This is a genomic window from Caballeronia sp. GAWG2-1 (assembly GCF_023631405.1).
Classification (GTDB): domain Bacteria; phylum Pseudomonadota; class Gammaproteobacteria; order Burkholderiales; family Burkholderiaceae; genus Caballeronia.
In genome coordinates this window covers 48,743-61,738 of the sequence record NZ_JALQDD010000026.1, presented here as the reverse complement: position 1 = coordinate 61,738, position 12,996 = coordinate 48,743, and the positions used below count along the sequence as shown (strand labels likewise).

Below are 12,996 nucleotides of genomic sequence, written 5' to 3'. Positions count from 1 at the left end.
GCATACCAACGCGGCGCTTCAACCCTCGCGCAAGCGCGCACCCAGCCACTCGCGCAGTGCTTCCACTTCCTCCATGCAGACCGAATGCGGCATCGGATACGTATTCCATTCCACCGTGCAGCCCTGCTCGCGCGCGAAGTCCACGGCTTCCTCGCCTAGCCGCACGTTGAGTACGTCGTCGAAGCTGCCGTGCGCGGCGAAGATCGGCGTGTCGCGGTTCGCCTCGCTGAACGAGGCATCGATCAAGCCTTTCGACGGGATATAACCCGACAGCACGATCAGCCCCGCGAGCTTTTCCGGATGCGTGAGCCCTGCCTGATAGGTCATTGCGCCGCCCTGCGAAAAGCCGGCAAGAAAGATGCGCTCGGAGGCGATGCCGCGCGCGTTCTGCTGCGCAACGAGTTCGCGCACGAAGGCCACAGACGTCTCGATGCCCGCCTCGTCCACGCGCCGGTTGATACCTTCGAACGACAGGATGTCGTACCACGCGCGCATCACGTAGCCGTTGTTCGCGGTTACGGGAATCTCCGGCGCGTTCGGAAACACGAAGCGCATGGCGGGGGCATCGGCCAGACGCAGTTCGGGCACGAGCGGCACGAAGTCGTTGGCATCCGCGCCGAGTCCGTGCATGAGGATCACCGCGAACTCGGGGTCCGGCGCGGTTTCGACTTCCACTACCGATGGATCGTACGGTTGTGCGGACATGCAATCACTCCCTTGAGGTCGATCACGTTCAATCACGCGTCAGATGATGGGCACGAGCAATAACACGATACCCACGATGGAAATGAGCCACACCAGCGAGCGCACGAACGGCACACCGCCCGCATAAAGCGGCACGTAGCACAGGCGCGCGACGAAATACATGAGCGCGCCATAGTGCGTAAGCGCATTTTCGCGCCCGGCGACATGCACGATCAGCACCGCGACAGCGAAGACCGGCAAGGTCTCGAAAAGGTTCGATTGCGCTCGCATCAGACGCCCGGTGAGCTTGCGCGGCGGCGGCGCCGGGCCGTCGCGCGGACCGGCGTTGTATCTGAGGCCCGTCTCCTTGTTGCGCAAGAACGCGGGCAGCAGCACTTGCACGAGAGCGAGGATGAGCGTCCAGGCCAGCATCGTCAGTTCGAAACTCATGGCGTCTCCAATCGGTTTGTTGGCGATGCAAGCGACGGTCCATCATGCCATCGGGCCGTGCGAACGTGTACGCTTGTTGGCATTCCTTCGACTTACGCTCGTTCTCACGCTCACGCTCGCGGTGAATCTTCCATGCACACGCTTACCCTGCGTCTTTCTCCCGGCGATGACCTGCGCCTCGCGCTCGATCTCGCAGTTCGCTCGCAAAAAAGCGCGCAAGAAGCGGGCGCAGCGTTCGTCCTGCAAGGCATTGGCAGCTTGAGCGTGGCTGCCTTGCGCTATGCCGGGCGCGACGAGGCAACCGTTCTGCGCGGCGACCTCGAAATTTTGACGCTGGCGGGATCGCTATCGGCGGATGGGCCGCATCTGCACATGAGCATCTCCGATGCCGATGGCCGCGTCTTCGGCGGCCACGTCACGGCGGGATGCATCGTGCGCACGACGGCGGAAGTGCTGATCGCAAAGTTGCCGGACGAACGCTACACGCGTGAGCACGATCCCGCGACAGGTTTCGCGGAACTCGTCATCCGGCGTACATAGCTTCCTGAGTTGCAGCAGCACGAAGCGCTCCAAGAGCGTCGATCAGGCGGATGCGACTGTTGCCGGTTCGGCGGCGGCGCTATCCAGCGCGAGATCGTGACGCGCGATCAGCTCGAAGCGCTCGCTCGTTTCCACATAGTCCCAGCGCTCGACGGTCGTGCTGCGCGTACCCGAAGACCCGTCGTAGCGAATCACGTTCACCGAATTGTCGATGGTCCCGCGCGTGCGCCGGGACAGCGCCGTGCCCGCCTGCACCGCCCACAGCTTGCGCGGCAGGCCGGCGAAGGTATCGTGCAGCGGCAACACGTAGGGCAGATGAATATGGCCGCCGAGAATGAGATCGGCGCCCGCGCGCGCCCAGCGCTGCACGGCGCGCTCGTGTCCATGCAGAAGGTTGGCCTCGTCTTTCGCGCGCGTGACCGCGACCGGCTGATGCGTGACCACCACGCGCAATTGCGTCGCGCTTGCCGCTTCGAGCCGCGCGGAAACGCGTTTGACCTGTTGCATCGAAATTTCGCCGTCCTTGTGTCGGAACGGACGCGTGGTGTTCACGCCGAGCACGAGCAGCGTGTCCGATTCGAACGACGGCTCGAGCTCCGCGCCGAACACGCGCTGATGATTCGCATACGGACGAAAAAGCCGCGCGAGCGGATTGAAGAGCGGAATGTCGTGATTGCCGGGAATGACGAGCCGGGGCCGCGTGCCGAGGGCATCGAAGAAGGCGCCCGCCAGCGCGAACTGATAACGCCGCGCGCGCTGCGTGATGTCGCCCGAGACGACGACTAAATCGGGCGAGATGGCATCGGAAAGCCGCAAGAGCGCCGCCACCACCGTCGGGCGTTCGGTGCCGAAATGCGGATCGGATATTTGCAGCAAAACGTTCATGAGCGATTGGCTTCGGCCACGGCCGGCTCGGGTTTGAGCAGCAGCAATGGCTTGTCGGAAACGCGGAATTCCAGCGGCATCTGCAGCCACGCCACTTCGCCATCGGTTGCGATCTTCACGCGACGGCGTCGTCCGGACGGATGCGTCACCGTAATGCGCTCGAATGTGAAACTCGTCACGTGATCGGAGTCGGATAGCCGCCCTGCCGCGCCGCGCAAGGACAGGAACAGATGCGCGAGCCGCCCGACCGGACGCGGCGCAATGGCGACGAGCAAGCCATGTTCCAGTGCGCTGGCTTCGGCCATGCCGATCTGTTCGAGTTGCAGCCGGTTGTTGCCGACGAAGAGCGTCGATGAACGGATGTCGCGCACTTGCCCTTCATGCTCGATATGCAGCCGCAAATGCCGATGCCGCCGCAATAGCGTGTTGAGCGCGGACCACAGCGCGACCAGACGGCTGCGGCCAAATTGCTGCTTGTAGGTTTCGCGATCTTCCAGCAGCTTGGGATAAAGCCCGAGACTCGCATTGACGATGAACATCTGGCCGTTCACGTAGCCCACCTGCGCGGGAAATACGCGCGCTTCGAGCAACAGGCGGGTGGAAAGCTCGAGATCGGCGGGAATACCGTGATCGCGACTGAAGTAATTGAACGTGCCGCGCGGCAGCACCGCGAATGGCACGCCGCGCGTAAGCGCCGCTTCCGCCACGGCGCATAGCGTGCCGTCGCCACCGGCACCGACCAGCACGCCGCCTTGATCGAACGCCAGTTGTGCCGCCTCGCGCGCGGCGGCGGGCAGACGGCCGGGGTCATCGACGACGCACATTTCGAAGCGCCGACCCGCCGCGCCAAGTTCGCGGTCCAGCACGGCGCGGGTTTCGTCGGCCTGCTTGCGGCCCGATCCCGCGTTCATCACGATAAAAAACGGCGCGTGCGGCGCAAGTGTCTGCCCTTGTTCCGCGCCTCGAGCAGGTTCGGCGGGTATGACGGGTGTGGCGGTCGGGGTCATCGGCAGCGCTCCTGGCATCGTGCGATTCGTCCCGCCTGGCCGCCGACGTGCCGTGGAAGCGCGCTTAAGACGCCACGTCCCGCCGACACGCACGCAACGAAGCCCGGCGAGTATCTGCCGAATCATAACAAAATGCTTACAGCTGCATGACGAGACGCACGCGTAAGGCGTGCGCCATCGCTCAAGGCAGATCAGGTATGTTCGCCGCCGCGAATGTAGTACTCGAGCTGCTGAATGGTGAACTGCTGCTCGGAGATGATGTTCTTCACCAAGTCCCCGATGGAAATCATGCCGGTCAGCTTACCGTCGTCGATCACCGGCAAATGGCGCATGCGCTTTTCCGTCATGAGCGCCATGCAGTCGTCCGTGGTCTGGTCGGGGCGGACGTAACGCACGTGCGAGGTCATGATGTCGCGCACCGGCGTCTGCTTGGACGAACGGTCCATCAGCACGACCTTGCGCGCATAGTCGCGCTCGGTCACGATCCCGACGATCTCCTCGTTCTCCGTGACGATCACCGCGCCGATATGGCGGTCGGCCATCAATCTGATTGCATCGTAGACCGATGCAGTTGCCGCGATCGTGATGACCGTCTGATCGGGTTTGGAACTGAGTACCTGTGCGACTGTTGCCATCGAGCGCCTCCGTCTGGCTTCGCGCGGCTCACCGGCCGATGAACACGCGCTTTTGTTGTGCGGAACCGATGTTGCGCGTAACGGGCGAGGCAGTTCGTCGTGCGACATGTAGCGCGGGCTTAAAAGTGACCGGCTGCATCGGCGAAAGTCCGACCGTGGAAAAAGTATAGATCAACCCCGGCTCGCGGATATGCGCCCGTCCGCTCGCATATTTGTGCGAGCCCGCTGGACTTGCGTTTGCGCGCGCAAGGCGCGTCGCCTTCAGTTTTGTCGATTCTTGCCGCTAATCAGACACGCGCGCCGCGATGCGCGCATCAAGCGGCGCAATGAGGCGCCGCTCATGGAGATGACAAAGGTGAGCAGTTCACAACAGGATATCGAGCAGCGCGTGCGGCTCGCGGGCAGCAACATGTTCGAGCTGCTTCTGTTCAGGCTCGGCGAGGCGCCGGGTTCGGAACAGCGCGAGCTCTACGGCATCAACGTGTTCAAGGTGCGCGAGATTCTCGCGATGCCGACGATCACCGCCGTCGCGGGATCGAGCGCGGAAATTCTCGGCGTCGCCGACATTCGCGGGCAGATCATTCCCGTGATCGATCTGGCGCGCATCACCGGATGCCGGCCGAAAAACGGTCCGAAGATCCTGCTCGTCACCGAGTTCGCGCGTACCACGCAGGGCTTCGCGGTCGAGGAAGTCGATGACATCGTGCGGCTGGAGTGGAATCAGGTGCTGTCGGCGGAATCGCATTCGGGCGGCAGCACGGTAACGAGCTTCGCGCGGCTGGACGGCAACGTCGACGGATCGCGTCTTGCGCAAGTGCTGGATGTCGAGCGCATCGTGCGGGAAGTGCTGCCGGGGCAGGAATCGGATATCACCGAGGAAAGCACCGGCCGCCTGCGGCTCAAGCCCGGCGCGCGCGTGCTCGCCGCGGACGACTCGGGCGTGGCGCGCTCGCTCATCGGACAGAGCCTCACCGCGATGGGCGTGCCCTTCGTCATGACCAAGACCGGTCAGGAAGCGTGGGACGTGCTGGAATCGGCGCTCAGAAAGGCGCAGAAGGACGGCACGGAAGTGTCGGATCAGATCGCGCTCGTGCTGACGGACCTGGAAATGCCGGAAATGGACGGCTTCACGCTCACGCGACGGATCAAGGCGGAATCCGGTTTGCAGCATATTCCGGTGGTGATCCACTCGTCGCTTTCGGGTTCCGCGAACGAGCAGCACGTTCGCAAAGTCGGAGCGAATGCGTATGTGTCGAAGTTCGAGGCTTCCGAACTCGCAACCGTCATGCGCGGCGCATTGGCCAACGCGGCCTGAAAACCGAGCGATCAAACGAAATCGGCGCCCGAGATAACAGACCTTGTGAGTCTGTTTCTCCGGGCGCCGTTTTCTTTGCTTATTGCGTACTGGTCAGTCCGTTTAGCCGAATGATAATCCGGCCGGACTGCTTCGATCAGTGACCGAAGAAAACCGAGTTTGCGTTGTTGTCGCCGTTGGCTTGCGCACGATTGCCCGATTGAGCCAGCGAGTCACGCGAACCGCCGAAAGCGCGGTTGTCGCCATGAGCCGCTTCTTCAGCAGCAATGGTTTGTGCGCTCGGGCCTTGTTGCGAGCTCGGCGCGCCGACTGCCGGACGGTAGAACGGAGCCGGGCCGTAGCCGCTTGCAAATGCGGGTGCTGCGAGCGTGGCGGAAGCGGCGATCAAGAGAGTAGCGATAAGATTGCGTTTCATGGTGAGCTCCAAAGACGGTTGACGTTCAATCAGAAAGCGCCGCAGCGGTCTTGCGAGAAACTGTCTGCTACGTCGATGAAATGCAGTGTATACCCCTACTATCGTTTTTTTATCTCGATATCTTTCAATACACTTTTCACGCTGAACCAACAATCGCTGGCAGCACGATTGTGCTTAAGTTCTGAGCAGCCTTTTCGGATAAGGGTTTGCGGACGATGCAGTCCAGCAGCGGCGCGAGCTTTGTTTAGCGGGGGCAAAACGATTATTTATCGCACGAGCGTGCAATAGACGGGTAACTCGGGCTGATTTCCGGCGTTATCTCTCAATGCACCTGCACGAGCTTTTCGATGAGCCGTACGAGCGCGGCCGGCGAACTGCCCTTCTGGCAATAACCGTCGAAACCGGCGTGAAGCCCTTGCGTCCTGACGAGTTCTTCACCGAGCGCGGTAAACGCAATGATCCCGGCGTCGCGCGTCTGAGCCACGCGGCGCAAGACACGGGCGGTGGCAAAACCGTCGTGCTCGGGCATGGTGATATCGAGAATGACGATGTGCGGGCTCCAACGATCCACCGCATGCAGCGCCTCGAGGCCGCCGAGCGCGACGCGCGTCTCGAAGCCATCGGCGAGAAAGGCGGCAGAGAGTGCCTCGGCGCTCGTGGCGTTGTCATCCACGATGAGAATGCGCCATTGCTTACGGTCGACGTCGACGCTGCGGTTGGTCCACAGCGAACACGGTTGAGAAGACGAGGTCAGCGAAGTCAGAGGCATGGCAATCCGGCAAATTCATTTTGCCGAACAGCCAGCAGGTTTCGGACCAGAGACGCGCGCCGCCGCTTCTCGGCGTGCGCGGTCAGTCTTTTTTGCTTTTGCGACGCTTGCCCGCGACCACTTCTTCGCGGTCACGCAGGCGCGCGTTTGCTTCCACGAGCGATGCGGCGTCGTGCTGACGCAAGGCCAGATCGAGTTCGCCGAGCGCCGCGAAAACCGCGTCCCGCTCCGCTTCTTCGTTTTCCGCCACGCGCCGGGCTTCCTTGTCGATCCGCTTGAAAAGCTTGCCGCCAAAGCGCGTATCCACCGCGCCTTCGCGCACGAGAACAGCGATCACCGAAGCCAGCCGGACCACGCCTGCTGCCGTGGTTTGCGTATCGCCATCCAGTTCATCACGGTCGTCCACTCTTGCCTCTCCCCAGTTTGGGCAAATGATTCGCGTCGATATCGTCCGATGCGAGGGCGCGCCGCGCCCTTCTTGCGTTGCGCCATGATACGCCCGCTTTGTGACAGCCATATTTGCACGGGTATGAAGAACCTGGCTCGCGCGCCCCATTCGACAGACGCGCGAGCAATGGCACACTAACGCCTGCCGCCCTGTCACGCCAGTCGATATCGATGACGCCGTTTAGCCACTGCCACCGACCGCCCGCATGAATCCCGCTACCCTGCATAGACCGTCCTACGGCTCCGACTTCTCCGGCCTCGTCTGCGGCTTCCGGTTTCATCTCGACCAGCCGGGCGTTGCCATCGACGCCGACACCGCGAGCGCTTGGCTCGCCCGCGACGATACGTCGAAGGAATTCATCTGGCTGCACTTCGATCTGGCCAATAGCGCGTGCGAACGCTGGATGCGCACGCGGCTCGGCCTTCCCGACACATTCTTCGAGACGCTCAGCGAAGGTTCGCACTCGACGCGCATCGAGCATAAGGAAGGCGCGTTGTTCGCCGTCATCAACGATGTGATCTTCAACTTCGAACTGACGCCGTCCGAGATCGCCACCTTGTGGGCGTATACGCATCACAAGATTCTCGTCACCGCGCGCATGAAGCCGCTGCGTTCCGTTGACTCCCTGCGCGAATCGGTGCGACGTGGCGAGCTGTTTCGTTCGCCCGCGGAATTACTCGCGCATCTGCTGCGCGATCAGGCGGAATTGCTCGTGCAGATCGTGCGGCGCACGAGCGTGGAAGTGGACGGCATAGAAGACCGCTTTCTGTCGCTGCATTCGCCCACGAGCCGTTCGGATCTCGGCGCGTTGCGACGCGTGCTCGTCAGGCTGCAACGCCTGCTCGCGCCGGAACCGGGCTCGGTATTCCGGCTGCTTGCGCGTCCGCCGCGCTGGCTGCACGCGCAGGACATTCAGGAATTGCGCGACGCCACCGAGGAATTTTCGCTCGTGCTCAACGATCTCGCGGGACTCGTCGAGCGCATCAAGCTCTTGCAGGAAGAGATCGCGACGCGCATGGACGAGCAGAGCAATCGCACGCTGTTCACGCTGACGCTCGTGACCGTGCTCGCGTTGCCGATCAATATCGTCGCGGGTTTCTTCGGCATGAATGTGGGCGGCATTCCGCTCGCGGAAAATCATCACGGCTTCTGGCTGCTCGTGTTGATCGTCGCGAGCTTTACCGTGCTCGCGGGATGGTGGGCGTTTCGCCGCCGTCGCAACATGTGAGCGTACGCGCGTGTTAAAAGCCGAGATCGCTCAGGCCGGGATGGTCGCCCGGCCTGCGTCCGAGCGGCCAATGATATTTGCGATCCGCTTCCCGAATCGGCAAGTCGTTGATCGACGCATGGCGGTGCGTCATGAGACCCGCCTCGTTGAATTCCCAGTTCTCGTTGCCATAACTGCGATGCCAGTGGCCCGAATCGTCGTGCCATTCATAAGCGAAACGCACGGCAATGCGATTCCCCGTATACGCCCACAGTTCCTTGATGAGTCGATAGTCCAGTTCGCGATCCCACTTGCGCTGCAGGAACGCTTCCACGGCGGCCCGGCCGTCGACGAATTCCGCGCGATTGCGCCAGCGGGTGTCCTGGCTATAAGCCAGTGCGACTTTCTTCGGGTCGCGCGTGTTCCAGCCATCTTCGGCGGCACGGACTTTCTGCACGGCGGTTTCGGCGGTGAACGGCGGGAACGGCGGTTTGCTTTCCATGGCGAACTCTCCTTTGCGCTCTGACATGTAGTCGATATAGGGAGACAGGTCTGTCTACCTGCGGCCTACTCTAGCGCAGGTAGACGAACCTGTCTACAATCGATTGCATGAATACGCATACCGAAGTCACGGAACTCACGCCCGACGCGCGCATCCTGCAAACGGCTCACGATCTCTTCTATCGCGACGGCATTCGCGCGACCGGCATCGACCGGGTGATTGCGGAATCGGGCGTCGCGAAGAAAACGTTCTACCGTTATTTTCCGAGCAAGGACGATCTGATCGTCGCGTTCCTCGCGTTCCGTCACGAGAACTGGATGACGTGGTTTCGCGACGCGCTCGCGCGTCACGGCGGCTCGCTCTCAGCGCTCGTGCCCGCGCTTGCCGAGTGGTTCGGCGGCGACACGTATCGCGGCTGCGCGTTCATCAATTCGGTGGTGGAAGTGGGCGGCACGTTGCCGCCGGCCGTGGATATCGCGCGGCGGCACAAGCAGGATATGACAGCGGCAATTCGCGCACTCATGCCGGCATCGCGCACAGCCAAGGCCGATGCACAAGCGCTGGCGCTCGCCGTGGATGGCGCCATAGTCGCCGCGCAATTCGCCGACTCCCCCGCCGATGCATTGAAGGCGCTCGCACGCGTGGTGCGAGCGGTGAAACGCGGAGCGAGCGCGGACTAGAACGACCCGCCGCTCGCTTTCGCCGATTCCGTGAGCGCCGTCTGCGCGCTGCAACACAACTTCGCGTTCATGGCCTCGATATCGTTCGTGCTCAAGGTCGCGACATCGGCCTTCAGTTTCAGGAATGCGACGATGGCATCGTAGCGAGAGCGCAGCAGATCGCGGCGCGCGGTGTAAAGCGCGTCGATGGATCGAAGCACATCCGTGCCCGAACGGCTGCCGACCTTGTAGCCGATCTGCGTGGCATCCAGCGTGTCTCGCGAGGATTGCACGAGATGCGTGAGCGAATCCACCCGAATCCGTTGACGTGTATAGCGAGCGAAGTTGTCGCGCGCGGACGCTTCTGCTTGCCTGGATGCCAGCAGATACGCCTGCTCCTCCTTGTCCGCGAGCGCGAGCGTCTGCTTCACGCGCGCCTGAACCTCGCCGCCCGAGAACAGCGGTATCTGCACCTGAAACATGGCCGTGGTGGTAGTCGTAGGCCGTGAGTAGCCGGATGCAGCGCCCGCTGGCTGATAAGTGCCCGTAATGCTTGCAACGGGGTAATGCGCGGCGCGCGCCTTCGCGGTATCGAACTTCGCGATCTCCCAGCCGAGTTGCTTCGACTGTACCGAATAGTTCGACGCCTTCGCCTGCTCGGTCCACGACTCTTCGCCGTCGGAAAGGGCGGGCAAGGTCATGCCTGGGGGCAACGCAAGCAACGCCGAGAACGGCTGGCCGGTGACTTGCTCGACCACGCGACGTTTCGTCGATACATCTTCCTGCGCATCCGCCTGCTGCAATTGGGCTTGTTCGCGCGCGGTGTCGGCTTCTCGCTGGTCGATGAGCGTGGCCTCACCCGCCGCCCGCTTGCGACGCACCTGATCGAGCTGCAAGTCGATGGCCGCGAGATAGTCCGCCGTGCGCTTCTGCTCGTCTTCCGCGGCGAGTTCATCGAAATAAGCCTGCACCGCGCGAAGGATCGACGCCTGTTGCGCCCCCGCGAAGTCCACCGCGCCTTGCGCCACCGTGAAATCCGCCTGACGATACGCGGTCCACTTGCTCCAGTCGAAGAGCGGTTGCGAGACGGTCACCATCCAGCCGTTCTGCCAATAGTCCTGACGCGGAAAGCCGTCCATGACGATGCGGTTATACGCGCGTCCCCAGCCGCCTCCGACTTGCGGCAGCAATGCGGCGCGCGCGATCGGCACCGCTTGCTTCGCGGCCTCGTAGCTTGCGCGCGCCTGCGCGAATTCGGCGTCGTGACCGAGCGTTTGTTGAACGACCGCCATGAGATCGTCGGCATGGGCGAACGACGCGTGTATCAACATACCGAGCAGCAAGCTGCGCTTCAACGATTTATGCATGAGCTTCTTCTTCCGGCGTCGCAACCACAGGCGCTTGGCCTTCGCGCACGAGTCCACCATCCTCGAAGCGATAGCGCGTATCGAAAGCCGAAGCCAGCGACATATCGTGCGTAATCACGACGACGGTGCGATCGAGATTGCGCAACAACCCGGCGATATGCTTCACCGATGCAGGATCGAGATTCGAGGTCGGTTCGTCGAGTAGCAATAGCTCTCGATTTTGATAGAGCGCGCGCGCCAGCAACAGACGCTGCCGCTGCCCCGCTGAAATATTCGCGATGGTGTCGCTGATGACAGTGCGCGTTCGCATTGGCAAACGCATGATGTCGGGTAACAAGCCGACGTCGTCGAGCAGCTTGTGGATGCGCTCCTCGTCCGCCTGGCCCGTGAAGAGCGTGATGTTGTCCGCGATCGATCCGTGCAGGATGATGTCGCCCTGACGCATATGCGCCTGATGCCGGCGGATTTCATCGACGGCGAGATTCGGCCAGGCGATGTCGTTGAGCGCGATATGCCCTTCCTGCAACGGCTCGGCCGCCGACAGTAACTTGAAGAGCGTGGACTTGCCGCTACCCGACGGCCCCGTGATGACGATCTTGTCACCCTTGCGCACTTCGAAGCTCGCGTTCTTCAGAACCGGTTGGTCCGAAATGCCATAGCTGAACGTCACATCGCGCACGTCGATACGCTCGAAATGACGCACTTCGGTGGCACGCTGCGCATCCGCGAGCGGCGTATAGCGTTCGTTCTCGTTCTCGGCGATGTCGTCCACCCGCGCGGTCGGCACGCTCAGCATGAAGTATTGGAACATCGCGTTGATGGCGCTCGCAAAGCGCTCCGACATCAGCGACTTGTAGATCAGAAACGAATAGAACACGCCGACCGACACCTTGCCGCCCAGCATGAGACGCGCCGCCAGATACGTGATGATGATGGTATCGGCATAATTGACGAGTTTGAGCATGCCGTCGCGCGTGCAGGTCAGCCGGCTGCTCTTGAGAAGCGCCGCTGCATAAGCCTTGTAGACGGTCATATAGATGGCCGTGCGGCGGGTCTCGCCTTGCGCGAGCTTGAGCAGCGAAGCCGCGCGGATGGTCTCGATCAGCGAGTCGTCGCAACGGGCCGAGGTTTCGAGTACGAGCGCGTGATTGTCGCGCATGGCCGCGAACATGCTGAGCGCAACCGCCACATACACGGCGAAAACGACGAGCGCGACCACGGCAAGCTGGCGGCTCTGAATGAACATGAGCACGAGCGCGAGTGCGCCGACTGCCAGGTCGATATGCAAGGAAATGGCGGAGCGCGTCGCGAACACGCTGATCTCGTCCTGCGCCTTCACGCGCGCGAAGACGTCGCCGACGTGACGCTTCTCGAACCATGACATGGGATTGCGCAGCAAATGGCCGATCAGCCCCTCGGTCATGTTGATCTGCGTGACGTTGTAGAGCAATTCGGTCAGATACTTCTGCACGAATTCGCTCAGCGCGCCAAGCACGAAGATGCTTGCGAACGTCATGATCAGCACGTTCAGCAAGTTGCGATTGTCCGCGGCGACCACGTAGTCGAGCACCAGATTGCCGAAGTAAGGCGCGGCGAGAATGGCGAACTGACTGCCGAGCGCGACGAACAGCACCTTGGCGATGAGCGCCGTGAGGTCCGGATTCAGTGCGCGCACGCGCTTCAACGCTGCGGGCACGCGCGATTTCGCGCGGATGCGCGGCATTTGCGGCGTGGGCGCGAACTCCAGCAGAAAGCCGGAGACGGCGGAGCGGAACGTGTCCATCGAGATACGCCGGCGGCCGCTTGCCGGATCGAGCACGCGCACGTAGCCGTGACTCGCCTTTTCGAACACCACGAAGTGCGAGCCGCCGAAATGCATGAGCGAGCCCCTCTTGACCTGCGAGAGATCGTTGGGATCGAACCGGTATGCCTGCACTGCAAGGCCGAAATCGGTGGCGACATCGTACAGGTCCATCAAGCTCAGCCCGTTCGCCGAAATGGGCTTGTAGCTCGACAACTCGCGTACTTCGGTCGCCCGGCCGAGATGCGACAGCACCATGGCCAGACACGCATAGCCGCATTCGGCCACTTCATTCTGATAAATAACCCGCAC

At 62.2% G+C, this 12,996-nt stretch carries 15 protein-coding genes; 4 read left to right on the top strand and 11 right to left on the bottom strand.

All coding sequences use genetic code 11. The features are described 5' to 3' along the window. Positions 1-18: 18 nt before the first annotated feature. A complete protein-coding gene (locus tag NCR98_RS15505; protein ID WP_250466718.1) occupies positions 19-705 on the bottom strand; it encodes an alpha/beta hydrolase in 687 nt (228 codons plus the stop codon). Between the two features lie 39 nt (positions 706-744). Further along, complete coding sequence (locus NCR98_RS15500) at positions 745-1,134, bottom strand: MAPEG family protein (RefSeq protein WP_250526599.1); 390 nt, start codon at positions 1,132-1,134, stop codon at positions 745-747. A gap of 132 nt (positions 1,135-1,266) precedes the next feature. On the opposite strand from NCR98_RS15500, the gene NCR98_RS15495 reads away from it, so the two are divergent. After that, positions 1,267-1,674, top strand: coding sequence for a PPC domain-containing DNA-binding protein (locus tag NCR98_RS15495; protein ID WP_244828521.1), 408 nt, complete (start codon positions 1,267-1,269; stop codon positions 1,672-1,674). Positions 1,675-1,716: 42 nt separating this feature from the next. Here NCR98_RS15495 and NCR98_RS15490 read toward each other — a convergent pair whose 3' ends face one another. The 3 genes from NCR98_RS15490 to NCR98_RS15480 all read right to left on the bottom strand — a co-directional run bounded on the left by NCR98_RS15490 (position 1,717) and on the right by NCR98_RS15480 (position 4,201). Then, positions 1,717-2,559: a metallophosphoesterase family protein gene (locus NCR98_RS15490; RefSeq protein ID WP_250526598.1), complete on the bottom strand. Its 843-nt coding sequence runs from the start codon at positions 2,557-2,559 to the stop codon at positions 1,717-1,719. Beyond that, entirely contained in the window at positions 2,556-3,566 is a 1,011-nt protein-coding gene (locus tag NCR98_RS15485; RefSeq protein WP_250526597.1) for a diacylglycerol/lipid kinase family protein, read from the bottom strand. The genes NCR98_RS15490 and NCR98_RS15485 overlap by 4 nt, the downstream gene beginning before the upstream one ends. Before the next feature lie 191 nt (positions 3,567-3,757). After that, positions 3,758-4,201, bottom strand: a complete 444-nt coding sequence (locus NCR98_RS15480) for a CBS domain-containing protein (protein ID WP_250466713.1) — start codon at positions 4,199-4,201, stop codon at positions 3,758-3,760. 355 nt (positions 4,202-4,556) lie between these two features. On the opposite strand from NCR98_RS15480, the gene NCR98_RS15475 reads away from it, so the two are divergent. Continuing rightward, entirely contained in the window at positions 4,557-5,516 is a 960-nt protein-coding gene (locus tag NCR98_RS15475; RefSeq protein ID WP_244828531.1) for a chemotaxis protein, read from the top strand. Positions 5,517-5,652: 136 nt separating this feature from the next. Here the strand turns inward: NCR98_RS15475 and NCR98_RS15470 are convergent, their stop codons facing one another. From NCR98_RS15470 to NCR98_RS15460, 3 genes are all read right to left on the bottom strand, one after another. Next, positions 5,653-5,931, bottom strand: a complete 279-nt coding sequence (locus NCR98_RS15470) for a hypothetical protein (protein ID WP_244828532.1) — start codon at positions 5,929-5,931, stop codon at positions 5,653-5,655. Between the two features lie 322 nt (positions 5,932-6,253). Continuing rightward, a complete protein-coding gene (locus NCR98_RS15465) occupies positions 6,254-6,700 on the bottom strand; it encodes a response regulator (RefSeq protein WP_250466710.1) in 447 nt (148 codons plus the stop codon). A gap of 82 nt (positions 6,701-6,782) precedes the next feature. Then, entirely contained in the window at positions 6,783-7,106 is a 324-nt protein-coding gene (locus NCR98_RS15460; protein WP_244828535.1) for a hypothetical protein, read from the bottom strand. Between the two features lie 247 nt (positions 7,107-7,353). On the opposite strand from NCR98_RS15460, the gene NCR98_RS15455 reads away from it, so the two are divergent. Further along, positions 7,354-8,376, top strand: a complete 1,023-nt coding sequence (locus NCR98_RS15455; protein WP_250466709.1) for a transporter — start codon at positions 7,354-7,356, stop codon at positions 8,374-8,376. Between the two features lie 13 nt (positions 8,377-8,389). On the opposite strand, the gene NCR98_RS15450 is transcribed toward NCR98_RS15455, so the two are convergent. Beyond that, positions 8,390-8,884, bottom strand: coding sequence for a nuclear transport factor 2 family protein (locus NCR98_RS15450; RefSeq protein ID WP_250526596.1), 495 nt, complete (start codon positions 8,882-8,884; stop codon positions 8,390-8,392). A gap of 80 nt (positions 8,885-8,964) precedes the next feature. On the opposite strand from NCR98_RS15450, the gene NCR98_RS15445 reads away from it, so the two are divergent. Then, on the top strand, positions 8,965-9,537 hold the full coding sequence (locus NCR98_RS15445) for a TetR/AcrR family transcriptional regulator (RefSeq protein ID WP_250466706.1): 573 nt from the start codon (positions 8,965-8,967) through the stop codon (positions 9,535-9,537). On the opposite strand, the gene NCR98_RS15440 is transcribed toward NCR98_RS15445, so the two are convergent. Beyond that, positions 9,534-10,883, bottom strand: coding sequence for a TolC family outer membrane protein (locus NCR98_RS15440; protein WP_250526595.1), 1,350 nt, complete (start codon positions 10,881-10,883; stop codon positions 9,534-9,536). The two genes, NCR98_RS15445 and NCR98_RS15440, sit on opposite strands and share 4 nt — an antisense overlap. Continuing rightward, positions 10,876-12,996 (bottom strand): peptidase domain-containing ABC transporter, encoded by a 2,121-nt coding sequence (locus tag NCR98_RS15435; protein WP_250510278.1) that lies wholly within the window; start codon positions 12,994-12,996, stop codon positions 10,876-10,878. The genes NCR98_RS15440 and NCR98_RS15435 overlap by 8 nt, the downstream gene beginning before the upstream one ends.